23 protein-coding genes and 1 tRNA gene are annotated in these 26804 nt (G+C 75.6%); 12 read left to right on the plus strand and 12 right to left on the minus strand.

What is annotated here, in order from left to right:
* Window positions 1-35: 35 nt before the first annotated feature.
* Window positions 36-109: transfer RNA gene (locus tag EJA20_RS04725), tRNA-Pro, on the plus strand.
* A 158-nt stretch (window positions 110-267) separates the two neighbouring features.
* Here EJA20_RS04725 and EJA20_RS04730 read toward each other — a convergent pair.
* The 5 genes from EJA20_RS04730 to EJA20_RS04750 form a co-directional block, all read right to left on the minus strand.
* The gene (locus tag EJA20_RS04730) at window positions 268-840 is read right to left on the minus strand and encodes a HEAT repeat domain-containing protein (RefSeq protein WP_129337004.1); all 573 of its coding nucleotides are present in this window, start codon (window positions 838-840) and stop codon (window positions 268-270) included.
* A gap of 52 nt (window positions 841-892) precedes the next feature.
* Window positions 893-2425 carry a zinc metalloprotease gene (locus EJA20_RS04735; protein ID WP_129337005.1) on the minus strand — a complete coding sequence of 511 codons (1533 nt, stop codon included), beginning with the start codon at window positions 2423-2425 and terminating at the stop codon, window positions 893-895.
* A gap of 220 nt (window positions 2426-2645) precedes the next feature.
* The gene (locus EJA20_RS04740; RefSeq protein ID WP_129337006.1) at window positions 2646-3494 is read right to left on the minus strand and encodes an alpha/beta hydrolase; all 849 of its coding nucleotides are present in this window, start codon (window positions 3492-3494) and stop codon (window positions 2646-2648) included.
* A 10-nt stretch (window positions 3495-3504) separates the two neighbouring features.
* Window positions 3505-4329, minus strand: coding sequence for an alpha/beta fold hydrolase (locus EJA20_RS04745; RefSeq protein ID WP_129337007.1), 825 nt, complete (start codon window positions 4327-4329; stop codon window positions 3505-3507).
* Between the two features lie 109 nt (window positions 4330-4438).
* Window positions 4439-7165 carry an AAA family ATPase gene (locus EJA20_RS04750; RefSeq protein ID WP_240675043.1) on the minus strand — a complete coding sequence of 909 codons (2727 nt, stop codon included), beginning with the start codon at window positions 7163-7165 and terminating at the stop codon, window positions 4439-4441.
* Window positions 7166-7330: 165 nt separating this feature from the next.
* On the opposite strand from EJA20_RS04750, the gene EJA20_RS04755 reads away from it, so the two are divergent.
* The 4 genes from EJA20_RS04755 to EJA20_RS04770 all read left to right on the plus strand — a co-directional run bounded on the left by EJA20_RS04755 (window position 7331) and on the right by EJA20_RS04770 (window position 11144).
* Window positions 7331-8170, plus strand: coding sequence for an alpha/beta fold hydrolase (locus tag EJA20_RS04755; protein WP_129337008.1), 840 nt, complete (start codon window positions 7331-7333; stop codon window positions 8168-8170).
* 189 nt (window positions 8171-8359) lie between these two features.
* Complete coding sequence (locus EJA20_RS04760; RefSeq protein ID WP_129337009.1) at window positions 8360-9253, plus strand: universal stress protein; 894 nt, start codon at window positions 8360-8362, stop codon at window positions 9251-9253.
* Between the two features lie 63 nt (window positions 9254-9316).
* Window positions 9317-10267 carry a universal stress protein gene (locus tag EJA20_RS04765; RefSeq protein WP_164983826.1) on the plus strand — a complete coding sequence of 317 codons (951 nt, stop codon included), beginning with the start codon at window positions 9317-9319 and terminating at the stop codon, window positions 10265-10267.
* Window positions 10254-11144 carry a universal stress protein gene (locus EJA20_RS04770; protein ID WP_205687362.1) on the plus strand — a complete coding sequence of 297 codons (891 nt, stop codon included), beginning with the start codon at window positions 10254-10256 and terminating at the stop codon, window positions 11142-11144. Before EJA20_RS04765 ends, EJA20_RS04770 begins: the two co-directional genes overlap by 14 nt.
* Before the next feature lie 47 nt (window positions 11145-11191).
* Here EJA20_RS04770 and EJA20_RS04775 read toward each other — a convergent pair whose 3' ends face one another.
* Window positions 11192-11485, minus strand: coding sequence for a DUF1918 domain-containing protein (locus EJA20_RS04775; RefSeq protein ID WP_240675045.1), 294 nt, complete (start codon window positions 11483-11485; stop codon window positions 11192-11194).
* A gap of 234 nt (window positions 11486-11719) precedes the next feature.
* Between EJA20_RS04775 and EJA20_RS04780 the strand changes: the two genes are divergently transcribed.
* The 5 genes from EJA20_RS04780 (at window position 11720) to EJA20_RS04800 (ending at window position 15887) form a co-directional block, all read left to right on the plus strand.
* Window positions 11720-12082, plus strand: coding sequence for a universal stress protein (locus tag EJA20_RS04780; protein ID WP_129337011.1), 363 nt, complete (start codon window positions 11720-11722; stop codon window positions 12080-12082).
* Window positions 12083-12171: 89 nt separating this feature from the next.
* Complete coding sequence (locus EJA20_RS04785) at window positions 12172-12453, plus strand: hypothetical protein (protein WP_129337012.1); 282 nt, start codon at window positions 12172-12174, stop codon at window positions 12451-12453.
* Window positions 12454-12496: 43 nt separating this feature from the next.
* A complete protein-coding gene (locus EJA20_RS04790; RefSeq protein WP_240675046.1) occupies window positions 12497-13861 on the plus strand; it encodes an ABC transporter substrate-binding protein in 1365 nt (454 codons plus the stop codon).
* Window positions 13858-14988 (plus strand): carbohydrate ABC transporter permease, encoded by a 1131-nt coding sequence (locus tag EJA20_RS04795; protein ID WP_240675048.1) that lies wholly within the window; start codon window positions 13858-13860, stop codon window positions 14986-14988. The genes EJA20_RS04790 and EJA20_RS04795 overlap by 4 nt, the downstream gene beginning before the upstream one ends.
* The gene (locus tag EJA20_RS04800) at window positions 14985-15887 is read left to right on the plus strand and encodes a carbohydrate ABC transporter permease (protein WP_129337013.1); all 903 of its coding nucleotides are present in this window, start codon (window positions 14985-14987) and stop codon (window positions 15885-15887) included. Before EJA20_RS04795 ends, EJA20_RS04800 begins: the two co-directional genes overlap by 4 nt.
* A 102-nt stretch (window positions 15888-15989) precedes the next feature.
* Here EJA20_RS04800 and EJA20_RS04805 read toward each other — a convergent pair whose 3' ends face one another.
* Entirely contained in the window at window positions 15990-18653 is a 2664-nt protein-coding gene (locus EJA20_RS04805) for an Ig-like domain-containing protein (protein WP_129337014.1), read from the minus strand.
* Window positions 18654-18965: 312 nt separating this feature from the next.
* Between EJA20_RS04805 and EJA20_RS04810 the strand changes: the two genes are divergently transcribed.
* Window positions 18966-19154: a hypothetical protein gene (locus tag EJA20_RS04810; protein WP_129337015.1), complete on the plus strand. Its 189-nt coding sequence runs from the start codon at window positions 18966-18968 to the stop codon at window positions 19152-19154.
* The gene (locus EJA20_RS04815; RefSeq protein WP_129337016.1) at window positions 19151-20140 is read left to right on the plus strand and encodes a hypothetical protein; all 990 of its coding nucleotides are present in this window, start codon (window positions 19151-19153) and stop codon (window positions 20138-20140) included. The genes EJA20_RS04810 and EJA20_RS04815 overlap by 4 nt, the downstream gene beginning before the upstream one ends.
* A gap of 11 nt (window positions 20141-20151) precedes the next feature.
* Here EJA20_RS04815 and EJA20_RS04820 read toward each other — a convergent pair whose 3' ends face one another.
* The 5 genes from EJA20_RS04820 to EJA20_RS04840 all read right to left on the minus strand — a co-directional run bounded on the left by EJA20_RS04820 (window position 20152) and on the right by EJA20_RS04840 (window position 26484).
* Window positions 20152-20607, minus strand: coding sequence for a hypothetical protein (locus tag EJA20_RS04820; RefSeq protein WP_129337017.1), 456 nt, complete (start codon window positions 20605-20607; stop codon window positions 20152-20154).
* Between the two features lie 140 nt (window positions 20608-20747).
* Window positions 20748-21497, minus strand: coding sequence for an alpha/beta fold hydrolase (locus EJA20_RS04825; RefSeq protein ID WP_129337018.1), 750 nt, complete (start codon window positions 21495-21497; stop codon window positions 20748-20750).
* Between the two features lie 99 nt (window positions 21498-21596).
* Window positions 21597-24344, minus strand: a complete 2748-nt coding sequence (locus EJA20_RS04830) for an AAA family ATPase (protein ID WP_205687363.1) — start codon at window positions 24342-24344, stop codon at window positions 21597-21599.
* Window positions 24345-24497: 153 nt separating this feature from the next.
* Window positions 24498-26060 (minus strand): FIMAH domain-containing protein, encoded by a 1563-nt coding sequence (locus tag EJA20_RS04835; RefSeq protein WP_205687364.1) that lies wholly within the window; start codon window positions 26058-26060, stop codon window positions 24498-24500.
* A gap of 175 nt (window positions 26061-26235) precedes the next feature.
* Window positions 26236-26484 carry a hypothetical protein gene (locus EJA20_RS04840; RefSeq protein ID WP_129337019.1) on the minus strand — a complete coding sequence of 83 codons (249 nt, stop codon included), beginning with the start codon at window positions 26482-26484 and terminating at the stop codon, window positions 26236-26238.
* Window positions 26485-26804: the final 320 nt, after the last annotated feature.

Below are 26804 nucleotides of genomic sequence, written 5' to 3' on the forward strand. Positions count from 1 at the left end.
GCGGTAGAGTCGTCGGCGGCTCCTGCGGGAGCCGGCGGGCTGTAGCGCAGCTTGGTAGCGCACTTGACTGGGGGTCAAGGGGTCGCAGGTTCAAATCCTGTCAGCCCGACGCTGTCGTCGTCGATCAGAGGCCGTCGCACCGTCCGGTGCGGCGGCCTCTGCCGTTCCTGCTGCCGCAGCTGACCCGTCACCACCTCGCGCGTCGGCTGCCTCACCTCGTGCTCGGAGCACGCGCCCGCCCTGTGCGACGGGGATCCGGCAGCGGCGTCAGCAGGCGCAGCAGCAGCGGTGGCCGTCGTGCCCGTCGGCGCCGCGGCCGTCCGGGGCGCCCCGCCGGTCCACCGGCACGACGGCGGGCACCGGAGGCCGCTCGGGGGCGGTGCCGTCCGCGATCCTCGTCGCGCGGTCCCGCACGGCCTCGTCCGGGTCCTCGCGCAGCCGCTCGGCGACCTCCCGCGCCCGGTCCGGGCCCAGCGCGGCGAGCGCGTGCAGCCGGACCTGGTGGTGCTCGAACGGCGAGAGGGCCAGCTCCCGCAGGCGCTCGCGCGCCGGGTCCGCGTCGAGCAGGCCGAGGGCGAGCACGGCCTGCCGCCGGAGCACGCCGGCGCCGGCGCCGAAGCGCTCGGCCGCGGCCAGCAGCAGCAGGTCGAGGTCCTCGGCGCCCACCCGCAGCTCGGGCCCGTCGATCCCGCAGGTGCCCGCGAGCAGCCGTTCGTCGAGGTCGATCCGGGCGGCGACGCGGGGGAAGGCACCGGTGTCGACCCGGACGGAGGGGCGGGTGGCGCCCCCGGGCGGCTCGGGGCGCGGGCGCTCGGGCGGGAGGTACGTGAGGTCGGCCATCGGGGGTCTCCGGTCAGCGGTCGGGCGGGCAGGACGGGCGGGGCGCGGGTGGTCAGAGGTGCACGACGTAGCCGTGCGGGAACATCAGCCGGTACTGCTCGTAGTCGACCGCGGCCCCGCGCACGCCGCTGCTGCTGCGCATGAGGTTGTCGGTGGTCTCCTGGTGTGCCAGGCCCAGGTAGTGCCCGACCTCGTGGCCGACGAGCAGCGCGAGCGTCTCGACGTCGAGCCGGGCCGTGCCGGAGCCGTCCGTGTAGCCCGTCTTCTCCACGGCGACGCCGTCCTTGCGGCCGCCCTTGGTGGCGGGACCGGGGATGTCGCCCGCGTACCCGTTGTAGCCGGCCCAGGCGAAGTCCTGCACCACGAAGACGTCGACGTAGTCGTTCGCGCACGACCACGCCTCGAGCATGTCGCGGTACTCGTCCTCGGAGCCGACGGTCGTGTAGCCGCCGGCCTGGGCGGCGGTGATGAGGCGCCGGTCGACGCCCCGCAGCGTGATGTCCCGGGCCTCGAAGACCTCGCGCATCCGGTCGACGGCGGCGTAGAGGTCGGCGTGCTCCTGGGCCCCGAACGTGCCGACCTTGATGATGTTCACGCCGTAGGCCAGCAGGGTCCGGGCGGTGATCTCCGCGCGCAGCACCCGCCCGTCGACGGCCGTGGCGGACACCGCCAGCGCCAGGTCCTCCTTGCGGTCGTACCGGCCGAAGACGCCGCTGCCCCGAGGCGAGGAGAAGTGGACGCTGCCGCGCCAGGCACCGAGGGCCGGCACCGTGATCGGCGCCGACCAGGTGAGCGTGCCCGCCTCGACCCGCGTCCCGCCGCCGACGGGGCCGTCCCAGAACTCCCAGGACATCGAGCGGCCCATCGCGACCGGCCGCGGGTCGCCGTTGGTGATCGTGATCTCGCACTCCGTCACGAAGGTGTCGCTCTCCGGCCGGTGGTCGCCGCGCAGGCTCCAGCTGCCCGTGACCCGGGCGCCGGCGGGACCCAGCGCCATCGCCAGCGGGTTCGAGGGCAGGACGAGGACGGTGTGCCGCACGGCCGCCCGGGCGCCGTCGGCACGCCAGAGCGTCACGTCGAGGCCCGCCGGGCCCACCGGGAGGGTGTGCTCCTCGTCGAGCCGCAGCTCGAGCGTGCCCTCGCGGGCGTCGGCGCGGACCTCCTGCTCGACGACGAAGGGCTCACCGGCCCAGGTGACCGTGACCGAGGCGAGCACGACCGGCTCCTCGTGGGGGTTGCGGTAGTGCACGACGAGGGTGGCGGGCGTCCACGACAGCACGGGCTCCGTCGTGACGTCGGTGATGACCAACGGCGTCTCGCCGGGGAGCAGGGCGGCGGCGTGCACGCGGCGGACCTCGTCGAGCAGCTCCGGCCGGCCCCGCAGCGCCTCCGCCGCGCCGGCCGCCCCGCCGTGCAGGACCTCGACCGCGGCGGGGTCGACGCGCAGGCGCTCGACGAGCACCGCGGGGTCGACGGCCTCCACGGGCAGCGGGTCGAGCGGCTCGTGGTCGAGGACGGACCACGCCGTGACGGGCCGGACGACGTGGTCGACCGTGCGCAGGACGGAGGTCGTGGTACCGGGCATCGCCGCTCCTCGGGGGTCGTCCCACCACGTCGCCGGGCGGGTCCGAGGGTGCGGAGCCGACCGCACGCCGCCTGATACCTGCGCCGATCGGGGCGCGGCGCCGGTGCCCGGCGCGCGAGAGGCCACGTCGTCCTCTACCCCGTCGCCGGTGCGCCCCAGGGAGGGCGTCGCAGAGCTCGTCCACCACGAGGGCCGCTGACCCGACCCAGGTGCACGCCTCTCAGCTCCGGCGGACCGATCCCTCCGGGCGCCACGGCTGGTCGCTGCGCGCGTGGTCCAGAGCCCACCCGAGCGCGAGGTCGGCGACCTGCTCCCACCCCGGAGCCCCGCAGGTCCAGTGGTCACGGCCCGCGATCTCCCGGTACTCGGTGACGGCGGGTGAGCGGTGGTAGTGCCGGGCGTTGGACCTGTTGACCGCCGGGGGCATGATGTGGTCCTTCTCGCCGCCGATGAACAGCAGCGGTGCCCGGTCGGCGTCGTAGTCCACCCAGGTCTCCTGACGCCCGGGCTTGAAGTTCGCGAAGAGGCCGTACTCGAAGACCCAGTGACCGGGCGCGGCGATGGCGTACCGGTCCCACACCTCGCGCGACGCCTCCGCGCCCAGGGTGTTGGTGAAGGCGTAGTGGAACTCCTCGGGGGTGAACCCGACCGCGAGGTGGCGGTTGGCGGGGTTCTTCAGCGCCGGGAACAGCGACCGGGCCTGCGACAGCGGGTTGACGCGGACCCCCTCGGTGGGCGCGGAGTCGATCGCCACGGCCGCGGAGCCCAGACCCCGGGCCAGCAGCAGCTGGGTGAGGACCCCGCCGAAGGAGTGACCCATGAGGATCGGCGGCGTCGCGACGGACTCGACGACCGCCGCGAGGTGGTCGACGGTCTCGGGCACGGTCAGGCGGGCGATGACGTCGGGGTCCTGGCGCAGGGCCTCGACCTCGATCTCGAAGCCGGGGTAGGCGGGGGTCAGGACGCGGAACCCCTTCGCCTCGTAGTAGGGGACCCACCCCTCCCAGCTGCGCGGTGTCATCCACAGGCCGTGGACCAGGACGATCGTGTCGGGTGCGGTGCTGGTCATGGCGGGCTCCTCAGCCGTCGATGAAGGTGAGCAGGTCGGCGTGCAGGCGCCGGCGGTCGGTGTCGGGCAGTGCGTGCCCGCTGCCGGCGTAGACGGTGAGCGTCGCGCCGTCGATGAGGGCGGCGGAGCGCCGGCCGCCCACCTCGACGGGCACGATCTGGTCGTCGTCCCCGTGCACGACGAGGGTCGGCACGTCGATCGCGGCCAGGTCGGGGCGGAAGTCCGTCGCCGAGAAGGCCGCGATGCACTCGAGGGCGGCTCGGTGGCCGCACGCCATGCTCTGCAGCCAGAACGCGTCCCGGAAGCCGCGGTCGACGTCGCCGTTGCGGTTGTGGCCGAAGAACGGCCCGTCGGCCAGGTCGCGGTACAGCTGCGAGCGGTCGGCGCGCTCCCCCGCGCGGAGCCCGTCGAACACGTCGATCGGGACGCCGTCGGGGTTGTGGTCCGCACGGAGCATGAGGGGCGGCACGGCCGAGACGAGCACGAGCCGGGACACGCGGTCGCTGCCGTGCCGGGCGAGGTACCGGACCACCTCTCCCCCGCCGGTGGAGTGTCCGACGAGGGTGAGGTCGTGCAGGTCGAGGGCGTCCAGGAGGCACGCGAGGTCGTCGGCGTAGGTGTCCATGTCGTTGCCGGCCCAGGGCTGGCTCGAGCGGCCGTGCCCGCGCCGGTCGTGGGCGATCGCCCGGTGGCCGTGCTCGGCGAGGAACAGGGCGGCGGCCTCCCAGGCGTCGGAGTTCAGCGGCCAGCCGTGGCTGAGCAGGACCGGTGAGCCCTCGCCGCCCCAGTCGCGGTAGAAGATGGTGGTTCCGTCGTCGGTCGTGATCGTCGGCACGGGTCCTCCTGCGCATCCGTCGGCTGGGTGGTGCCCAGTCTCGGGAGGCCCGGCGAGGGCGGGACCACGTGCGGTGCGTAGTCCGACAGCGGGGGGACGCCGGGCGCGCCTACCCGTCGCCGAGGTGGTCCGCGAGCTGGCGTCGTGACGTGACGCCCAGGTGCTGGAAGACCTTGCGCAGGTGGTAGTCGACGGTGTGCCCGGACAGGAACATCCGGGCGCCGATCTCGGCGTTGGTGCGGCCGGCGGCGGCCAGCCGGGCGACGGTCAGCTCCTGGGGCGTCAGTCCTGCCGTCGGGGACGAGCCGCGACGTGCCGTGCCCTCGGTCCTGGTGGCCTCGTCCTCCGCGCGCGCCCGGGCGAGGAAGAGGTGTGCGCCGGACCGCTCGAAGAGCTCGGTCGCCCGGTGCAGCTGCTGTGCCGCCTCCCGGCGGCGCCGGCGGCGCCGGAGCCACTCCCCGTGCAGCAGGTGCGCCCGCGCGAGGTCGACCGGCGCGCCGGCTGCCTCCAGCGCGGAGAGTGCCGCGCGGTAGTGGTCCTCGGCCCGGTCGTCGTCGGCGACGAGGGCGCGTCCGAGGTGAGCATGCCCGCGGACCCACGGGGTGCCGCTCACCCGGGCCATGCCCTCGAGCTGGTCGACGGCCCCCGACGCCTCGGAAGCCCTCCCGCAACGGACGCCCGCCTCGACGAAGTCGGGCAGGTCCAGCGGCGTCACCTGCAGGAACGGTGCGTGCACGAGGGGACGCAGCCGCTCGAACGCGTCGCGGTAGTGCCCGTCGGCGATGTCGCGCACGGCGAGACCCGACATGCCGGCGCTGTGCACCCCGCCGAAGCCGATCGCCGCAGCGCCGTCCGAGATCGCCTCGACCTGCTCGCGCGGGGCCCCCGTCCAGGCGAGCACGGCGACGTTGACCACGTGCTCGGCGTCGTAGCCCATGGCGCGACGCAGCTCGCGCACCTGCTCCATGCACTCCACCGCCCGCTGCGGCGTCCCGCCGCGCAGCTCGGACAGCGCCGCGCTCCACAGCAGGCTGTCCAACGACTGCAGGGCACCGGTGTCCCTGGCCGCGCCCACGCTGCGGTCCAGGTACCGGCCGCGCGCAGCCAGGTCCCACAGGGCGACGCTCAGGGCGACCCCGACCGAGCCGTACGGCAGGAGCTCCGCCGCCGGCAGGGCCTCCAGCGCCGCCAACGCCCTGCGCATCACCGGCACCGCCCGCTCGTAGGGCAGCAGGAGCTGAGCGGCCAGACCGTGCAGCACGGCACCGGTCACGCCGTCCCGCCGCGCGGCTCCCTCGGCCAGGCGCTGACCGAGCTCGAGGTGCGTGACGCCCTGGGACAGGCGCTCGACCGGGAGCAGCCGCTCGTAGGCGCCGACCAGGGCCCGCTGCTCGGCGTCGTCGTCGGCGCCGCGGAAGCAGGCGGCGGCCTCCAGCATCTGCGCCGACCCGCGCCGGATGGCCGGGTCGCCGCCGAACATCGCCAACGACACCTGGAGCGCGAGCAGGCGTCCACGGTCGGTCCGGGTCAGGACGTCCTCCTCGACCTGGGCCAGGAGCTCGCCCGCCACGCCGGCGGCGCCGGAGACCAGCGCCGCCTCGGCTGCGGCGACCACCCGGCCACCGCGCCGTGGCCCCTCCGGGGTCAGGGTCGCGGCCCGTGCCAGGACGTTGGCCCGCGAGGAGGAGCCACCGCGCCGTCCGGCCTGGTCGGCGACCAGCTCCAGCCGGTGCGCCACCTCCTCGTCGGGGCCCCGGGCGGCCCGCGAGGCGTGCCAGGCCTCGAGCTCGACGAGACCCAGTGCGGCCGCGCCCGCGCTCAGCGCCCGGTGCACCCGGCGGCGCTGCCCACCGGGGGCCGCGTGGTAGGCGGCCGACTTCACCAACGGGTGCCGGAACCGCACCCGCTCCTCGATGCTCACCAGCCCGGCCACCTCGGCCGCGTCGGCACCGTCCGGCACGCCCAGCGCGGCCGCAGCGTTCTCGATGAGGCGCACGTCGCCGGTGGAGTCCGCCGCCGCGATCAGCAGCCAGGTCTGCGCCTCCCCGGGCAGGACGCGCACCCGTCGCAGGTAGTGGGCCTCCAGGTGCGTCCCGATCGGCACCGGCTCGGCCACCAGGGCGGACTCGGTGAGCTCGGCCACGGACAGCTCACGGGCCAGGTCCACGAGCGCCAGCGGGTTGCCCCCGGTGGCCGCGGCGACGCGCGCCGCGGCCGCGGGGTCGATGGGGCCCGGCAGCGAGAGGCGCAGCAGCTGCACGGCAGGCTCGGCGTCGAGCCCCGTCAGCACCAGCACGGGGACGCCCGCGCCGACGCGCCGGACCGCCTCCCCGTCCCGTGCCGCGAGGAGCACGGCCGCGGACTCCGCCTCCAGGCGCCGCGCGACGAACATGAGCACGTCCCGCGACTCCGGATCGAGCAGGTGGAGATCGTCCACGACGCAGACGACCGGCTCGGCATCACCGGCGGCGGCCAGCAGCGACAGCACGGCCAGCCCGACGAGGAACCGGTCCGGCGGGCTGCCCACCGCCCGACCTCCCGCCACCGCCAGGGCGTGCGCGTGGGCCGGCGACAACGCCGGGACGTGACGGTGCAGCGCGGCGACGAGGCGTTGGACGGCGGCGAAGGCGAGGTCGGACTCCGCCTCGAACCCGTCGATGCGCACGACCCTGCCCGCGAACGCGGCGGTGGACGCGCGGAGCAGGGCGGTCTTGCCGATGCCCGGCTCCCCGGTCACCAGCAGCGCCCCACCGCGACCGTTGCGGGCGCCCGCCAGCATCGCCGTGACCGCACGCGTCTCGGCGGTCCGTCCCACGAGCTCGCCCGGGCCCGTCACGGCCGCGACGCTAACGGGACGAGCACCGTCCCCACCAGGGTCCTGGACCCTGCGACGTTCGCAGGTCGGCGTCGGGCCGACGGGCTACGTGCCGCACGTGGTCCGCGTCGCCTCCCTCCCCGCCACGGTGGGCGCGCCCGGTCCCCCTGACGAGAGGTCGTCCCCATGTCCACCCGCGCCTCGCTCGGATCGCGACGTCCACGCCGCCTCGCGGTCCTCCTCGCCGCCCTCGCGGCCCTGCTCCTGCCCGCGCACGCCGTGGCCTCGACGCCGGCCGCCCCCGCCGGCGGGACGCCCGGCCCCCGGCCCACCGTGGTCCTGGTCCACGGCGCCTTCGCCGACTCCAGCGGGTGGGAGCCGGTCATCCAGCGGCTCACGGACCAGGGCTACCCGACCCTGGCCTTCTCCAACCCGCTGCGCGGGCCCGTCGACGACGCCGCTCACCTGCGCGCGTTCCTCGACACCCTGACCGGGCCCGTCGTGCTCGTCGGCCACTCCTACGGCGGCGCGGTCATCACCAACGCCGCCACCGGAGACCCCGACGTCAAGGCCCTGGTGTACATCGCCGCCTACGCACCCGACGAGGGCGAGGACGTCGTGGCCGCCAACGCCCTGGGCGGCGGCCACACCGAGGTCACCGACCACCTGGTCCTGCGCCCGATCCCGGGTGCCACGGGCGGCAACGCCGACGCCTCCATCGACCCCGCCTGGTTCCACCGGCTGTTCGCCGCCGACCTGCCCCGTCGCCGGACCGCCGTCATGGCGGCGACCCAGCGCCCCGGCGCCCTGGCCGCCCTCGTCACGCCCTCGGGCGTGCCGGCCTGGCGCACGATCCCCAGCTGGTACCTCGTCGCCGCGCAGGACCGGATCATCCCGCCGGAGGCGGAGCGGGCGATGGCAGCGCGCGCCGGTGCGACGACCGTCGAGATCCGCAGCTCGCACGTCGCGATGCTGAGCCACCCGGCGGCCGTCACGGACCTCATCCGGGAGGCCGCGACCTCCTGATCGCGCACGCGGGGCCGACGTCAGCCTGCCGGTACCGGAGTGCGTCCGGGGGATCGTCGTGGCGGCACGTACCCCGGGGGCGGAGCGCACCTCGCACGAGGGACCTCCGTCCCTGTCGGGCGAGGTCCACGGCGGCCAGGCTGGGAGCGTCGTGCAGCGCCGCGCGGCACCGTCGTCAGGAGGCATCCCATGAACCGTCCGGTGGTCGTCGGGTACGACGGGTCGGCCCACGCGCGGCAGGCGCTCACCTGGGCGGCGGAGGAGGCCCGACGCCTCGGGCGCGGGCTCCGGCTGGTCCACGTGGCGGGGACGGCGGTCCTGCAGGACATGATGGTGTCCGACCTGACGTCGACCCTGGCCACGCAGCTGGGCACGCGCGTCCTCACCGAGGGTGAGCGGCTCGTGCACGACCTCGCTCCCGACGTCCCGACGACGACGGCGCTCGACCTGCGCGAGAGCGTGCCGGCCGGGCTCGTCGCCGAGAGCAGCGCCGCGGAGCTGCTCGTCGTCGGTTCCCGTGGTCGGGGCGGCTTCGCGGGGCTCCTCCTGGGCTCGGTGAGCACAGCCGTGGTCGCGCACGCGCACTGCCCCGTCGCGGTGGTCCGGCTCCCGGACGGGCCTCCTCAAACGGCGCGAGGGCCCGTGGTGGTGGGTGTCGACGGCTCTCCCCTGAGCGAGCAGGCGATCGCCCTCGCCTTCGACCGCGCGTCCCGCCTGGCGTGCCCCCTCGTCGCCGTGCACGCCTGGGACCTCCCCACCATCGTCGGTCCGACACCGGCGTGGACGCCCGACGAGGTCGAGGAGCTGCGGACGGCCGAGAAGGCGCTCATGGCCGAGTCGCTGGCAGGGCATTCCGAGCGGTACCCCGACGTGGAGGTGCGAGCCCAGGTCGCCCGCGGGTCTGCGGCGTCCGTGCTGCTGGGGGCGGCGCACGACGCAGCCCTCCTCGTCGTCGGGTCACGAGGGCGAGGAGGTTTCCGCGGCCTGCTGCTCGGTTCCGTCAGCCAGGCGGTGATCCACCACGCCACGTGCCCCGTCCTCGTCGTCCGGGGCCACGACGAGCACCGACGCGAGCACCGCTGAGACGGGCGGCTGCCGGTCCCGACGACGAGGGTCCTGGAGGAGACGGTGCGTGAGGACGGGCCCGTGGTGGCCGCGGTGCGTGGTGGTGCGCACGACGACGACGTCGTCGGGTGGGCGTTGCAGGAGGCGCGGCTGCGAGGAGCGCCGGTCGTCCTGGCACGTGCGCACGAGGATCCCCCCGAGGTCACGACCTGGGCGTGGTACCCCGTCGTCGACGGTGCCGCCTTCCGCCACGAGGCCGCCGAGGGCCTCGAGCTCCAGCGGGCCGCCGCGGTCCGCGCGTACCCGGACCTGCACATCACGACGCACCTGCTGCTCGGCCCCGCCGTGCCTGCGCTGCGCGCCCTGAGCGAACGGGCGCAGCTGCTCGTGATCGGACCCGGCTCGCGCGGGAGGGGCCCTCGCATCGGGCGCACGGCCGCGCACCTGGCCACCCACGCCCGCTGCCCCGTGGCAGTCGTGCGTCGTCCACGCCCTCCCGCCACCGCCGCCGCCACGGTGGTCGCCGGCGTCGACGGTTCGTCGCGGTCCCTCGCAGCCGCCGACGTCGCCGGTGACCACGCGGTGCAGCAGGGGGCGGGACTGGTGCTGCTGCACGCCCTGCCGCTCGAGCCGGTCCTCTACGGGTACGGCGTGGAACCGCCGTCGCCGGAGGACGAAGCGCTCCGTACACCCGTGGGTCGGGCTCTGCAGGCGCACGTCGAGCAGGTCCGGTCGCGGTGTCCGGGGCTGCACGTGGAGTGCTCGGTCGTGCAGGACGATCCCGCTCACGCCCTCGTGGAAGCCTCCCGCAGCGCGGTCCTCGTCGTGGTCGGGTCCCGGGGTCTCGGTGCGTTCTGCGGGCTGCTGCTCGGCTCGGTGAGCGACGGGCTCGTGCGCGAGGCTTTCGGGAACGTCCTCGTGGTCCACGAGTCGCGAGGGGCCGATCCTTCAGCGGAGCCTGCAGCCCTGTCAGATCCGGAGGCACCGGTCGGCCGACGGACGTCTGGAGGGCCGGGTCGTGATCGCGGCTGACCCGGACCGGGGTGGGACGGTCGTCGTCGGCGTCGACGGCTCGGAGGACGCGCTCCGGGCGGTCGACGTCGCAGCCCTCGTCGCGGGAGCCCTCGGGCTCCCCCTGGACGTCGTCCACGCCTTCATCTGGCCGAGGCTCCGCGTGCCGCTCGGCCCGCCCCCGGGGGCGCCCGCCGGAGCCGGCCTCCGCGCGGCGGCGGAGCGCGTCGTCGCCGAGGCCGTGGACCGCGCCCGGGTGTCGACGCCGCACCTGGTCGCGCGAGGGCGCGTCGTCACGGGCGCCACCGTCCCGGTGCTCCTGGGTGCGAGCAGCAACGCCCGGCTGACGGTCATCGGGGACCGCGGCCTCGGAGGTTTCTCCGGGCTCGTGCTGGGCAGCGTCGCGGTCGCCCTGACGGCATACGGCCGCCGTCCCGTCCTCGTCGTCCGCGGAGCCGTCAGGGAGGTGGGTCCCGTGGTCCTCGGTGTGGACGGGAGCACCGACGAGGCTGCCGCGCTCGAGGCCGCACTCGAGCTCGCGTCCGCGCTCGGCGCCCCCCTCCGGGCGGTGCACGCCACGCCGCCGGTCGTCGCCTCCGGCGACGACGCTGCGGACGGACCTGCCGTGCTCGAGGACGTCGCGTCGAGCGCGCGTGCCGTCGGCCTCACCGTGGAGACGGTGGTGCGACCCGGTGACCCGCGCCGGGTGCTGCTGGACGAGAGCGACGGGGCCCGGCTCCTCGTCGTCGGTTCACGGGGCCGGGGCGGGTTCGTCGGCCTCCTGCTCGGTTCCGTCTCCCACGCCGCACTGCACCACGCGCGCTGCCCGGTGCTGGTGGTGCCTGGACGCCACGACGTCGTCCCGACCGGGGAGGTCGCGAACGGCGCCCTCGCATGAGCCCCCACCGCTCGTGAGGAACCCCCGGCGACGCACGACGACGCCCGTCACCGATCGCGTCGTTCCCACCGGTCGATGCGTCGCGACGCGTGCGGTCCACCGGCCGACGTCGACTCCGTGTCGTCCGTCCTACGTCGCCTCCGTGCCGTCCTGACCCGAGGGCGCGACGGTGGCATCGGGGCCGGGGTACACCAGGCCGCGTGCCCCGAGTCCGACCACCGGACGAGGTAGGGCGGACCGCCGGCCGCACCCCGGACCTCGATGATCTCGCCGTCCCGTGAGGGATCGCCCTGGCGCCGCCCCGCGACGACCAGCCGCGCACCGACATGAGCCCTCACCATCACCGCCGCCTCCCGTCCTGCTCTCCGCGGCGGGCGCCGCCCGTGCCGGTCGACCACCGTCGCGTCGTGCGACGCGGCCTCGACGCCAGTCAAGGACCACCGGGCGCGAGGCGGCAGGGTCGGAGGTCCCGGCTCGACGGGACAGGGCAGGAGCAGGATCAGGGCAGGACCGGACACGGTCTCGCGGACCCTCCGGAGGACCCCGAGCAGGCACGAGCGATCGGGAGGGGGGCCATGACGACCGAGACAGGCCCCGTGGTGATCGCCCTGGCCGAGGGCGGCACGAGCGGCCGGACCCTCGAGTGGGGCCTCGCGGAGGCACGACTCCGATTTGCGGACGTCGTGCTCGTCCACGTCGGCCCCGATCCGGGGAAGGTCATCGCCCTGGGCTGGTACCCGCTCGAGGCGGACGTCCGCAGGGACGTCGCGGCGCAGCGTCACCTCACCGCGGTGACGCAGCTCGCCCGCTCCCGAGCGCCGTCCCTGACCGTCCGGTCACGGCTGCTCCGAGGAGCGCCCGTGCCGGTGCTGCAGCACCAGGCGGTGGGAGCCCGGATGCTCGTGGTGGGCGTGACGGCCGCTGGGCCGGCGCCCTGAGCGTCTCCCACCTGCTCCGACTGGACGGCGACCGGGTGGTCGCCCGCCCGCACCCCGCGGTGGACGCGCGACGGCGGCCGGTCGGGCGCGTGACGTCGGGCCACCTCCTGCAGGCGCCCAGCACGTGCGACGTGGAGCGGCGCCCCGACGACGGCGGGCGGCTGCGGGTCGCCGACGGCGACGGTCTGCCGGCAGTCGAGCTCACCGCGGCCGGTGACGGGCTCACGCTGCGCGCTGCGGACGAGCGGTGGCGGATGCCCGACGACGGCGGCGACGTCCGCGTGCTGCTCCGTCCGACCGGGTCCTCGGGGTCCCGGGTGCGGCCGCGGCCGCGACAGGGCGCCGGACCCGCGCGAGGGCTATGTTGCTGAGCGATGCGGGACGACGCTGTCCCGCACCCGACAGGAGGTCCTCATGAGAGGGACAGGACGGCGCGCCGTCGCGCTGGCGGGCATGGGGGCGGCCGGTGCCCTGCTGCTGGCCGGCTGCCTGCAGAACCCGAGCCAGGGGGGCGCGGCGGGCGAGGGGCTCGCCGGCTTCGTGGACAACGCAGAGGCGGACGGCGACGGGGTCGTCACCGTCCTCGGGGCGTTCGGCGGGCAGGAGGCCGACGCCTTCAACGCGTCGCTCGCCGACTTCGAGGAGGAGTCGGGGATCGACGTCCAGTACAGCTCCGACCAGGACTTCACGAACACCATCCGGCAGCGCACCGGTGCCGGCCAGGCGCCCGACGTCGCGATCTTCCCGCAGCCGGGCGGCCTGCTCGAGCAGGCCGAGGCAGGGTACGTGCAGCCGATCGACACCTACCTCGACTACGACGCGCTGGACGACACGCTCGTCCCCGGGTTCCTCGACGCCGGTCGGCTCAACGGCCGCGTCTACGGGGCGCCGATGCGCATGGCCGTGAAGTCGCTGGTCTGGTACAACCAGGCCACCTACCCGGCCGAGGGCTACAGCACGGAACCCGCCGACCTCGACGAGCTGGCGGGGATCGCCACGCAGATCCGCGACAGCGGCACCGCGCCGTGGTGCATGGGGTGGAACTCCGACCAGGCGACCGGGTGGGTGGGCACCGACTGGATCGAGGAGTACATGCTCCGCCTGTGGGGCCCCGACGTCTACGACGAGTGGACCTCCCACGAGATCCCGTTCGACGACGAGCGCGTGATCGCCGCCTTCGACGCGTTCGGCGAGCTCGTCCTCGCCGAGGGGAACGTGGCCGGAGGGACGCAGAGCGTGATCGCCACCCCGTTCTCCGAGGCGATCCTCCCGGCCTTCGCGGACCCGCCCGAGTGCTTCCTCGAGCGCCAGGGCAACTTCATCACCGGGTTCATGCCCGAGGAGGTGCAGGCGGACCTCGACGGCTCGGTCGGCGTCTTCGCCTTCCCGCCCGCCGTGGACGGCTACGAGGGCCAGCCCATCCTGGGCGGCGGTGACCTGGCCGCGCTCATGAACGGCAACGACGACGACGCGATCGCCCTCATGCAGTTCCTCACGTCCCCCGAGTTCGGGGGCCCGTGGGCGCAGGCGGGCGGCTGGCTCTCGCCGCACACCACGTTCGACGCCACCCAGTACCCGGACGACATCACCCGCAGGACCGCCGAGATCGTCGCGGAGGCCGACGTGTTCCGCTACGACGGCTCGGACCTCATGCCCAACGCCGTCGGCGGCGGCACGTTCTGGACCGGCATGGTCGAGTGGCTCAGCGGTCAGAAGACGGCCGCGCAGGTGACCTCCGACATCGAGGAGAGCTGGCCCGCGGCGGAGGACGGCTCGTGAGCACCGTCCTGGCCGCACCGGCCGGCACCGCTCCGGCCGCCCGCCGCGGGGGCTCGCCCGCCCGGCCGGGACGCATGGTCCTGGGCATCCTGGGGGTGGCGCTCGTCGCCTGGCTGGTCATCAACATCTTCCTGTCGATCGCCTGGTTCCCCGGCTGGTACCTGAACAACCGGCTGCTCATGGCGGTGGTCGGCATCCTCGCCGGCCTGGGCGGAGCGGCGCTGCTGTTCTACTTCGCCAACGTCTTCGCCGAGTCGTTGCCGCAGCGGCTGTCCCAGGGGGTGATCCCGTACATCTTCCTGCTGCCGGCCTTCGGCTTCATCTCCCTCATGCTGCTGTACCCCACGGTGCAGACGATCAACTACAGCTTCGCGGGCGACCGCAGCACGGAGTACGTGGGGTTCGACAACTACGCCGCCATCTTCTCCAGCGGCGAGTTCTGGCTGGCCATCACGAACAACCTGCTCTGGCTGGCCATCGTGCCGGCCGTCACGGTCGCCTTCGGGGTCGTCGTGGCCCTGTTCGCCGACCGCCTGCCGGCCACGGGCGAGAAGGTCGCGAAGAGCCTCATCTTCCTGCCCATGGCGATCTCCTTCGTCGGCGCCGCCACCATCTGGCGTCTCGTCTACAACCTCGACGAGGACACGGGGCTGCTCAACGCGATCATCACCGGGCTCGGGGGCACCGCGCAGGACTGGCTGCGGTTCGACACCGCGCGGCTCAACTCCCTGCTCATGATGGTCATCCTCGTCTGGCTGCAGGTCGGCTTCGCGATGGTCCTGCTGTCCGGCGCCATCAAGGCCGTCCCGGAGGAGACCCTCGAGGCCGCCCGCCTGGACGGGGCCAACGAACGGCAGCTGTTCTTCCGGGTGATCATCCCGCAGATCCGCGGCACGATCCTCACCGTCTTCATCACGGTGCTGATCCTCGTGCTCAAGGTCTTCGACATCATCTACGTGCTGACGAACGGCCAGGCGCGCACCAACGTGATCGCCGTGCTGTTCTTCCAGGAGCTGTTCACCGCCCAGCGCGCCGGGCAGGCGTCGGCGATCGTCGTGATCCTGCTCCTCCTCGTCCTGCCCGTCCTGCTCTACCAGGTCCGCAGCTTCCGCGAGGAGACCCGATGACCGCCGTGGCGACCCCTCCGCGTGCCGTGATGGGCACCCGGCGCTCCGTGACGCCGGAGGGTCAGCGGCGCAGCTGGGTCGCACCCCTCGTCATGGTCGTCCTGTGCCTGCTGTGGACGGTCCCCACGCTGGGCCTGCTCGTCACGAGCCTGCGCAGCCGGGAGGACGCCGCCACCACCGGCTGGTGGACGGCGATCCTCAACCCGTTCGGCGCGGGGTGGACCGCCGAGAACTACGCGGGCGCGCTCTCCGGCCAGGGCATGGCCCAGGGGTTCCTCAACAGCGTCGTGGTCGCCGTGCCGGCGACGATCCTGCCGATCATGCTCGCGGCCTTCGCCGCCTACGCCTTCACGTTCATGGAGTTCCCCGGCCGGGACCTGCTGTTCGTGGCCATCGTGGCCGTCATGGTGGTGCCCATCCAGGTCGCGTTCCAGCCGATGCTGGACCTGCTCGGCCCGAACGGCATCGGCATCTCCGGCCAGTTCGTCGCGGTGTGGCTGCTGCACACCGGGTTCGGCATGCCGCTGTGCCTCTACACGTTGCGCAACTACATGGCGACGCTCCCGCTCTCGGTCGTCGAGTCGGCGAAGATCGACGGGGCCAGCCACTACCAGACCTTCTGGCGGCTCGTGGCGCCCATGTCCATGCCCGCGATCGCCGCGTTCGCGACCCTGCAGTTCCTCTGGGTGTGGAACGACCTGCTCATCGCCAAGCTGTTCCTCAGCCCCGGCAACGCGACGATCATCGTCCAGCTCCAGCAGCTGCTGGGGACCCAGGGGCAGGGCGAGGAGCTCCTGCAGGCCGGGGCCTTCATCTCGATCCTGCTGCCCATGGCCGTCTTCTTCGCCCTCCAGCGCTTCTTCGTCCGGGGCCTCACGGCCGGGTCGGTCAAGGGCTGAGGGGCGGCCGCGCAGGACGACCTCGCGCTCCGGCGCCGGACGGCGCGTCCCGCTCCCCCAGGTGAGGGGCGGGACGCGCCGTCCGGCGCTGCCGGCGCGGTCTCACGCCTCCTGGCTGCGGGAGCGGCGGCGGACGGCGACGAGGGCCGCGCCGGCGGTCGCGAGCGCCACGGCCAGGGCACCGGCCGTGCCGGGGTCGGCGCCCGTCGACGCGAGCCCTCCCGTGCGGGGCGCGCCCGGGACCGCCGCCGCGCGGGTGGCCGGCTGCGTCGGTGCGGTCGGTGCGGTCGGTGCGGTCGGCACGGTCGGCACGGTCGGTGCGGTCGGTGCGGTCGGCGCTGCGACGGTCGCGGCCGGGAGGGTGAGCAGGGCGCCGATCGGCAGGACCGGTGGGGTGGAGGCGGCGGCGAGGTAGAGGACGGTCGCCGTCGCGGACCGCACCTGGCCCGCGGAGTCCTCCACCTGCCACTCGATCGCGTCGGGGTTCCCGGCGAGGCCGGCCTCCGGGACGAAGGTGATCGTCGCGGCGGTGTCGTCGACCGTCCAGACGCCCTGCCCCTGGACGACGAGGCCCTTGACCAGCCGGTAGGGCGCGTCCGGCGTGGCGGCGGAGGCGCCGGCGCCGACGGCCGGTGCGGCGCCGGGGTCGCGGATCCACAGCGTGCTGCCGACCGCGTCCGGCACCCGGGTCCGGATGGGCAGCGTCGCCGGTCGGCCGTGCGCGTTGCCCTCGGAGACCACCGGTGCCGTGAGCACGGGCGTGGTGGGCGCGGTCGGGCCCGTCGGGGTCGGGCTGACCACCACGACCCTCTCGTACGTCACGGCGACCGTGGCCACGGTCGTCACGCCGCGCCCGTTCGCGACCTGGTAGGTCACCGGTGCGGGGCTGCCGGTGAACCCGTCGGCGGGGTGGAACTCGACCAGGCCGGCAGGGGTGGTGCTCCACACGCCCTGCCCGTCGACGTGGACGGAGCCCGCGGTGGTCGTCGTGCCGTCCGGTCCGGGCACGACGAGGCCGAGGCTGCGCACGTCGAGCGCGCCCCTGTCGTTCGCCAGCACGTCCACCGTCGCGGGGCGGCCGCTGGGCAGGCCGTCCCGCGCGTCGTCGGCGGCCCGGGGGGCGTAGTCGATGGCGATGGTGCCGGTGAGGACGTCGCCGTCGAGGGTGGTGACCCCGTACCGCAGGTCCGGCAGCGGGACGGCGGGGTCGTAGCCCGCGGACGGTGAGAAGGTCACCGTCCCGGTGCTCGGGTCGACCGAGTAGGAACCCTGGTCACCCTCGACGATCCTCCGGGTCGGGGTCCCGTCCACGGGGTGGAGCAGCACGAGCGTGCCCGGGTCGACGTCGCCGTCGTCGTCCGCCAGCACGTCCAGCGTCACCGGCTCGCCGATGGTGTTGCGGACCGACACGTCCGCGTGGGCGGCCGGTGCGGCGTACTCGAGGGTGATGCTGGACCGCCCCTCGACGTACGGCTCCCAGGGGTCGGGGTAGGCGACCCCGTCGCCGATCCGGTACCCGACCGGCGCCGGCGTCCCGCGGAACCCGGCCTGCGGGGTGAAGGTGACCGTCCCCGCCTCCGGTTGGACGGTCCACGTGCCCTCGCCCGGCACGGTCAGGGTCGATCCGTCGGACGGCTCGTCGGCGGGGTGCACCTGGAGCGTCGCCGGGTCGACGGCCCCCTCGTCGTTGGCGAGGACCTCGACGACGACCGGCCGGCCGTGCCGGGCGGCGGTCACGCGGTCCGGGCGGGCGACGACCTCGTACGCGACGACGATGTCCTGGACGTCGGTCTCCCCGGCGTGGGTGGCGACGCGGTACCGGGCCCTGCCGGGGACCTGGGCGTGGTCGAAGCCCGGGTCGGGGGTGAACGTGACGGTCCCGGCGGCGCGGTCGAGCGTGTACGTGCCCCCGTGGACGCCCGACGTGTCGACGGGGGTGCCGTCGGGCGAGACGAGCGAGAGGGTCGCCGGGTCGATCGAGCCGCGGTCGTTGCGGAGCGGGGCGAGGGTCACGGGCTGCCCGTGCGCATGGCCCGTCGACTGGTCCGGCGCCAGCCCGGGACGGTAGAGGACCGAGGCCCGGGCGACGTGCTGCACACCCTGCTGGTCGATGACGGAGTACCGGACGGGCGTGGGGTCCCCGGTGTAGGTCCCGTCCATGTCGTGGTACGGGTAGAAGACGAGGGTGCCGCGGGTCTCCTCCAGGGTGTCGGCGATCCAGATGCCCTCTCCGGGGACGACGAGGTCGTGCACCCGGCTGCCCCACCGGTCGACGAGCCGCACGCTCTCGCGCCGCAGGGTCGGGTCGTCGTTCAGCAGCACCTCGACCCGCGCACGGGTGCCGAGCGCCACGCCGCGGAGCTCGTCGTCGCGGGCGAGCGCGACGTCCGCCGCCGGCACGGGCTGCTGCCCGTCACCGCCCGCCGCCGGCTCGGCCGGAGCCGGCCGTCCCGGTGCCACCGCGTCGGCCGGCGCAGCGCCGCTCTCCTCGACGGGGTGGGCATCGACGGCACCGTCGGTCGTCGCCCCGCCCGGCCGCTGCTCCGTCGCCGGCTCGGGGCCCTCCTGGGCCGGCCCCGCCGGAGCCTCTCCCCCGTCGGGCGCCTCCCCCGTGTCCACCGGCGTGTCGGCCAGGTCCTCGTCGCCGGGCGGCTCGGGTGCGGGCTCGCCGGGGACCGCCCCCTGCACGACGGGGGGCGCCTCCTCGGCGGCGGCGGCCGCGGGCACGCCCGAGACGCCCAGCGTCGCGACCGTCAGGGCCGCCATCGCGGCGGCGGACGTCCGCCGGCCTCTGCCGGAGGGGTGGGTCTGTGCTCGGGACACGGGACGTCCTTGAGGTGGGGCCAGCGGTGCTGGCGGCGCGGGAGGTGCCTGCCCCTGCCCCATCGGCCACCGCGACCGCCGCGCGCACCGGCACGCGCCTCGGATCCGAGGACCACCCGCTCGTGAGCAGGGACGTCGCCACCAGGAGCGGGCGGACGTCCCCGTGCTCCTGGGGGCTAGGACCCTCTCCCGCCGTGCCGCTCAGGAGGAGCGTCCCACCCCTGTCCGGGCGACGAGCACACAGGGGGCGACGCGATGGGGCCTGACCGCGACGGGGCCTACCCCTACGAGATCGTGACGGGGAGGGACCGCCGGCGCTGGCAGTGGGTGCGGGAGGGCGCCACCGGCGCCTACCACTGGGCCCCCTACGAGCCGTCCGTCCCGCCTCCGGCGATCCGCTTCGACGGCCCCCCCGACGGGCCGCCCGGCTCCCTGCTGCCGTGAGCGGCCCCGCGCCCGGCCGGACCGGCCTCGGTGCGCTCGTCACCGCCGCGACGGCGACGCTGACCGCTGCCGCCGCCCTCGCGGCGGTCGGGGCCGCCGTCTTCGGGACCGCGATCGTCTCGCGTCCGGCGCTGAGCCTCGCCGAGGACACCGACCAGCTCCTGCTCGCGTGGGGCCTGGGCACCCTGGGGCTGTTCTCCGTCGGCGCGCTGCTGGTCACGGCCACGCGCGTCCTCGTCCCGCAGGTCGTGACGCTGTACGACCTGGGGGAGGCCTTCGACCGCCGGCTCGCGGACGCCGCCGCCCGCGAGCACTACCTGCTCGGCCACCCCACCGTGCCGTCGTTCCAGCGCGGGCTCGCGGACCGTCGGAGGGCCGCGCGGCACGTCGAGGCCGAGCTCGTCGGGGCGAGGTCAGCGCTGGCGGAGGCGGAGCGGGCGACGGACGCCGCCGCCACCGCGACCGCGGCCGCACGGGTCCGGGAGCTCGACGACGCCCGGGCGCTGCACCACGCCGACCTGGCGGTGTGGGAACGCGCCAGGGCCGTCCTCGTCGCGGACGCGCAGGCGACGACGGTCCGCGCCGAGACGCGCGCGGCCCTCGTCGCCGCGGGGGTCTTCGGCCTGCTGGCGGCGGCCGGCGGGGTCGGCTTCCAGCTGGCGCTGTCGAGCAGCGACGACGGCACCGCCGGCGGCGGCACCGACCCTGCGCTCGTGACGACGACCATGACCAGGCTCGCCGGTGCGACCGGGGACGCCCTGTGGGAGCGGCTCGACCTGGCGGCGTGCGAGCTCGGAGGCGTCCCGGGGGTCGTGTACGTGGCGCTGGACGGCGGGACGGGGACGCCTGCGGACCCGTGGACCGTGCAGACCGTCCCGGTGCAGGACCGGTGCCTCCCCCGCCGGTTCGAGGCGACGCGCGACGCGGCCGCCGTCGTCGTGGTCGAGGCGGCGGTCGTGACCGCACCGCCGTCGTCGGCGGGCTGACCCCCGCGGCGTCAGCAGGTGTACGTCTTGCTGGTGCGCATCTCGTACGTGCCGTTGCCGGTGGTCCCGGCCGCACGCCACTTGCCGTCCATCCGGACGCGGTAGGTCCGGCTGCCGACGCAGGACAGCAGCTCCCCCGCCTCGAGGTCGGACTCCGCGTGCCAGCCGTCGGAGGCGTAGTAGACCCAGTCGCGCTCCACCCACCGGCCCGCGGAGTACTCGTCGACCCAGATCCCGTACAGGGCCACGTCGTAGTTGGAGCCCCCGGCGGCGTCGCGGATCTCGCCGTAGGCCCGCATCCGGTTGTTCGTGCTGTCGTAGTTGATCCACGCGCAGCGCAGCACCTGGGAGCCCACGCAGCTCTTGCCCTGGTACGCGGTGGTGACGGCCGCCGAGGCGGGACCGGACGGGGCGACGACGAGCGCCAGGGCGAGCACGGCGGGGGCGAGCAGTCGACGGAGGCGCACGGGGGCTCCCAGGGGGTGGTGCAGCACGGCGGTGGGCTCGCGGAACCTAGCACCGAACGGGGTCCCGTCGACCCTCTCCGACGCTCCCGGTCGAGGATCACCCGTCCGTGTTCCATCCCGCCCGGTCCGGCGGCGGCGGGTCAGCCCGCCGTCGCGCGGGCGGCCTGGAGGACGAGGTCGGCGACCGCCCCGGGGCGGGAGACGCCGACGGCGTGGGAGGCGTCGACCTCGACGACCGTCGACCCCGCGCGCCGGGCCATGAAGCGCTGCGCCTCGGCGGGGACCGCGAGGTCCTGCCGCGTGACGAGCGTCCAGGACGGGACCGTGCGCCAGGCGGCGGCCGTCGCCTTCTCCTCCAGGGCCTCGCTGGTGATGGGCCGCTGCGTCGCGGCCATCAGGCGGGCGACCTCGGGGGGCACGTCGGCCGCGAACACCTCGCGGAAGCGGTCCGGCCGGATGTAGAGGTCGGTCACGGTGCCGCCGGCGCCGTCGGGCACGGGCACGGGCTCCAGCGCCGACCCCAGCTCGTTCCCGGGGAACCTCCCGGCCAGCTCACCGGTGCTCTCCCCCTCCTCGAGGAGGAAGCTGCCCACGTAGACGAGCGCCCGCACGCCGGCGTGCCCGTGCGCGGCCACGCTCATCACGGAGCCGCCGTAGGAGTGGCCGACCACGACGACCGGGCCGTCGACGCGGTCCAGGACGGTGCGCAGCTGGTCGGCGTCCTGGCGCAGGCCGCGCAGGGGGTTGGCGGTGGCGACGACGGGGTAGCCGTCGGCGAGCAGCTGCTCGAGCACCCCGTTCCAGCTCGCGGACTCCGCGAAGGCGCCGTGCACGAGCACCACGGTCGGCGTGCCCTCCGCCGGTGGACGGTTGTCGGTCTCGGTGGTCACGTGGGGTTCCTCCCGGTCCGCAGCGACCGGGTCGACCCGGGTGGTCGTCGCGTCGCTGACTCCAGGACCGTAGGGACCGACGCCGACGCGGCGCGTACGTCAGATGACCGTCGTCGTGACCGTTCCCGGGGACGGCTCCGGACCGAGCGCGGCGCGCAGGGCGACGCGGGAGGTGATCCCCAGCATGGGGAAGATCCGGTGCAGGTGGGTGCCGATCGTCCGGTGCGAGAGGTACAGCCGCGCACCGATCTCGCGGTTCGTGAGGCCCTGGGCGGCCAGCTGGGCGATCAGCAGCTCCTGCGGGCTCAGCCGCTCGCGCGCCTCGGGGGTGCGGGGCCGGCTCCGCTCCCCGGCGGCGCGCAGCTCCTGGCGGGCACGGTCGCCCCAGGCGACGGCGCCGAGGGCGTCGAAGGTGTCCCGCGCCGCCCGCAGCGGGGCGCGGGACTCCGCCGCCCGCCGGCGGCGGCGCAGCCAGGCACCGTGCGCGAGCTGCAGCCGGGCGCGGGCGAAGGGCCAGCCGCCGAGGTCCGCCGCGAGGGCGTCCGCGAAGAGCGCCTCGGCCTCGCCCTCGGACGCCAGGAGCGCGCGGCCGTGGCGCAGGCCGAGGTGCAGCACCGGGGAGGGCGTCCGTGCGGCGAGGGCCTCGAGGTCGGCCACGAGGGGCTCGACCTCGGCCCGGTGCCCGCTGCGGACGGCCGCCTCGACGAGGTCGGCGACGGCGAAGGTCCGCACCACGGGATGGTGGGCGGGGTCGGCGGGGTCCGAGAGCCGTGCCAGCTGGTCCCACGCCTCCTCGTGCCGCCCCTGGTCCAGCGCCACCACGCCACGGGCGAGCTGCACACCGGCGAGGACGGCGTAGGAGCCCACCTGCAGGCCCAGGCGCGCCGCGGCGGCGAGCCGCTCCTCGACATCCCGGCCGCCGCAGAGCGCCGCGACCACGCACTGGACGACCTCGGCGACGACCCCCATGAGCGGCTGCGCCGAGTCGGCGGCGAGCCGGGCGGCCTCGTCGGCGGCCGTGGCCGCCAGGCTGAACCGGCCGACGTTCAGCGCGCTCCAGGCCTGGACCGCCCGGGCCCGCCCGAGGAGACCCAGCCGCCCGTCGGCCCGCAGGCCCGCCAGCGCCGGCGTCAGGAACCCGACGGCGAGCGGGAAGTCCCCCACGACGCTCGCCGCGTCGCCGGCCGCCTGGCCGCGGGCCGCGTCGAGCGGGACGTGGGACGCCGCGAGCAGCCGTCCGTGGACCATCGCGCCGCGGTCGAACGGCGCCACGTAGGACAGCACCTCGAGCACCAGGACGTCGTCCGGGGCGGTGACCTGCTCGACGACCTCCAGCAGGCGCGCACGGGCCCCGGCGCCCGGGTCGGCCCACCAGCACCGCAGCGACGCCGCCTGCAGGAAGCGCAGCGCCTGGTCGGCCCGGCCCTCCGCCGCCGCGGCCGCGGCCACCTCCGTGAGCATCCGGGTGCCCGCGCGCACGTCGTGCACGCCCTCCTCGAAGCCCTCCCGGATGACGGAGAGGCGGGCCCGCTCCCGGACCGGCACGTCGAGGGCCGCGGTCTCCCGCAGGAGGCGGTCGACCACGTCGGGCCGCCCCCACTCGAACGCCAGCTCGGCCGCCCCCAGGTAGCGCCGCACCCGTTCGGACGGGTCCGCGGTGAGCCGGGCGGCGCGCTCGAGCGTGGCCTGAGCGGCGGCCACGCCCCCGCGGCGCTGGGCGCGGGACGCCGCGGCCTCCAGCCCCGCCGCGACCGCGTCGTCCGGCACGTCCGCGGCGAGGGCCCGGTGCCAGAGCTGACGGTCGCCGTCGCGCAGCACCGCGGCCAGGGCGAGGTGCGCGGCCCGCTGCTCGGGCGGGGTGGCGCGCCGGTGGACCGCATGACGGACCAGCGGGTGGCGGAAGGTGAGCAGCGGGCCGTCCGCGACGACGAGGCCGACCCCGACGGCCGCCGACAGGGCCTCGGCCGTGACCGGCTCGCCGCGCCACCGCGACGTCGCGGCCAGGGCCTCGGTGAGGTCGCCCCCGTCCTCGAGGGCCGCGACGAGCAGCAGGTCCCGGGTCGCCGCGGGCAGGCCCGGGAGCCGGGCCGCGAACGCGCGCTCCAGCCGCGCGGTCAGCGTCAGGGGTGCGGCGTCGTCCTCGGCGCCCTCCAGCGGCAGCTCCGTCAGCGCGAGGGGGTTGCCGGCCGCGGCCTCCAGCACCCTCCTGCGGCCGGCCGGGCCGAGCCGCGGGGCGCGGCGGGCCAGGACGCTCTCCGCGGAGCGCGGGTCGAGGCGGGGCAGGTGGTGCTCCACCAGCGTCGGGCCGGCGAGCGCGGGCGGGAAGCCGTCGCGCTGGGCCTGCACCATCACGACGGGCTCGGAGTCGAGCCGTCGGGCGACGAAGCCGAGGGCGTCCGCGCTGGGCCGGTCCAGCCAGTGCGCGTCGTCGACCACCAGGACGAGAGGCTGCTCCGCGGCGCCGTCGCTGAGGAGGGTCAGCGCGGCCAGGCCGATGAGGAAGGGCTCCGGCGCGGCGTCGTCGGTCATGCCGAAGGCGGCCCTCAGCGCGCGGCGCTGCGGGACGGGCAGGGCTGGAGAGCGGTCCAGCAGGGGCCGGACGAGCTGGTGGAGACCGGCGAACGGGAGCGGCATCTCCGACTCGACGCCGGTGGTGCGCAGCACCCGCAGCCCTCGTCCGGCGGCGGCCGCGCAGACGTGCTGCAGGAGGGCCGTCTTCCCGATCCCGGCCTCGCCGTGGACGAGGGCGGCGGCGCCGCGGTCCGGCAGGTCCTCCAGCAGGCCCTCGAGGGCGTGGATCTCGACGTCCCGGCCGACCAGACCGGGCGCCCTGCTCGCGTCCTGCACCGCCCAGACCTCCTGCTCCGTGGGTCGTGCAGAGGGTCGCACGTCGCCCGCCCCCGGGGCGGCGGACCCGGCCGGCCGGACGCGCCGTGCGCTCGACCGGCGAGGGGGCCGGCCGCGACGTGGCGGCCGACCCCCTCGTGGTGCCCGCAGGGCTCAGCTCGCCGCGGCGAGGTTCTCGATCAGCGTCTCCGCGCGCTCGCGCAGCTCGACGTCGGCCGTGTCCGAGACCCGGCTGCTCGCCCCGGGGGGCGCGTCGAGCCGCTCGACGAAGCGCTCGAGCTGCACGACCGCCGCGTCCGTCCTGCCGCGGGCCGCGAGCCGGGTCGCGGCGGACAGGTGCTCCTCGAGGAGGAACGACACCGCGCCGGCCACCTCGCGGTCGGCCTGGAGCGCGTCCAGCTCGTCCTGCGTCTCGTCGAGGTACGGGGCGACGAACGCCTCCGGCTGCCACAGGTAGTCGCGGGCGAAGATCGTGAAGAGCTGGTTCCAGGCGTTGAAGTCGTGCGCGCCGGCCACGACGACGTTCTGCACCAGCGCGTTGTCGTAGGACTCGACGACCTCCGCGTCGGGCAGCCCGAAGTCCCAGGCGCCGCCGCCGAAGAGGATGTACGGCGTGGCCAGCCCCGGCGTCGTCGGGTCGAGCCGCGCCCCGCCGCTCCACGGCCCGTACCAGCCGAACAGCGTCGGGTCGTGGTCGATGATGTTCTGCGTGACGATGCTGCCCCGGGACAGGCCCGCGAAGGCGCGGTCCACCGGCTCCGTCGAGACGTTGTAGGCGCCCTCGACGAACGGCAGGACGACGTCGCGCAGGGCCGGGTAGCCCTCCTCGGGGTCACCCAGGTAGTCCGTGGCCGTGGTGACCACCACGGCGGGCTCCGTCAGGCCGTCCTGCAGCAGGTTGTCCATGATCACCGGGACGCTGCCCATGTTGAGCCAGTCGGACTGGTCCTGACCGCCGCCGTGCTGCATGTAGATCGTCTTGTAGGGCACGGCGCGGTCGGCGTCGTAGCCCGGCGGCAGGTAGACGCCGACGGTCCGCTCCGCGCCCCCGACCTCGAGGGGGACGTAGCCCCAGGTGCCCTTCGGCGAGCCCGGTCGCGGGTTCTCGACCTGCCGGGCGGCGAGCGGGGCGAAGTCCTGCCGCTCGGCGTCGTAGGGCACGTTGACGCGGTTGAAGGCGCGGCGGGCGGTGCCCTGCAGGCCGTCCGGGGCGTAGACCGGCGCGTTGGCGGGGTCGGTCACCCACAGGCTCGTGTCACCGTCGACGTAGAACCAGTACTGGTTCGCACCCGCGGCCAGCGGCACGTCGGTCACCCAGTAGCCGTCCTCCACCTCGGTCATCTCGACCTCGTAGGCGCCACCGCCGCGCATGAGGCCGGGCCGGTACTCCGACGGCGCGTACACCGTCGGGTCGGTCGGGTCCTCCCAGTCGCGCAGCATGATGTCCGCGACGAACCGCACGCTGGAGGCCTCGGGTGCGTGCAGGACGAAGTGGCCGGTGTAGCCCGTCGGCGAGCCCAGGTCCCGCACGACCGTCGGGCCGGGCGTGAGGTCGACGTGGTCGTCCGCCACGGCGACGCCGGGCGCCGCCGTCAGCGCCATCGCCAGCCCCAGCCCGGCGGCGAGGACCAGCCGTCGGACGCGTCGACCACCTTGCCCGACCGCGACGGCGCCCCCGTCGGCCGGCGCGCCCCCTGTCGTCTGCGCAGCTCTCATCACTGTTCTCCCTCGAACGGCGGACGGGCACCGCGCTCCGCTGCGCGACCCGTCCCCCGACGGTAGGCACGTCTTTCGACGTTGTAAACAGCCAGCGCAGAGGTCTTCCTACGTGGTAAGCCGTCGACCGCGCGAGCGCGGCGCCGTCGGCGGGCGGCTGGCCCGCCCAGAGCCCTCAGGACCAGCCGGTGAGCAGATCCCGCACGGCGGAGAACTCGGCGCCGGAGAGCGTGCCCGCCAGCAGCGCGTCGTAGGCCTGGACCGCGTCGCGCAGGCCGTGCCGGGCGACGAGGTCGGGCGCGTGCACCCGCGCGTCGGCGACCTGGCGACGCACCTCCTGGCGGCGCGAGCCGGCCGACCCGGACGCGGGGCGCGGAACGGTCGACGTCGTCGTGGGCGCAGGCGGCATCATGAGGGTGGTCATGGCCGTCCATCGGCCGGTGCGGACCGCGACCTGAGCGCGTCGGCGCACCGGCGGCCGGGCGCGTCCCTCGAGGTAGGAGTGCAGTGGCAGAACCGACCCGTCCGCTCCCCCGTCCGCTCCGAACCCCCGCCATGCGAGCCGTCGTCCGTGCGCCCCGGGTCGTGCCCGCGCGTGCCCGCGCCGGACGGCCGACGGTGGCCCCGTGAGCCGCGTCCTCGACCGCGTCGGCGGTGCGGGCGGGCGGACGCCGGACGTCCCGGCCCCGCGCCCCGGGGGCGGCCCCCGCGACGCGGGCACGGCCGGCGGCCACGACGGGGCCG

The sequence above is a fragment of the Cellulomonas endophytica genome (assembly GCF_004123805.1).
GTDB lineage: Bacteria > Actinomycetota > Actinomycetes > Actinomycetales > Cellulomonadaceae > Cellulomonas > Cellulomonas endophytica.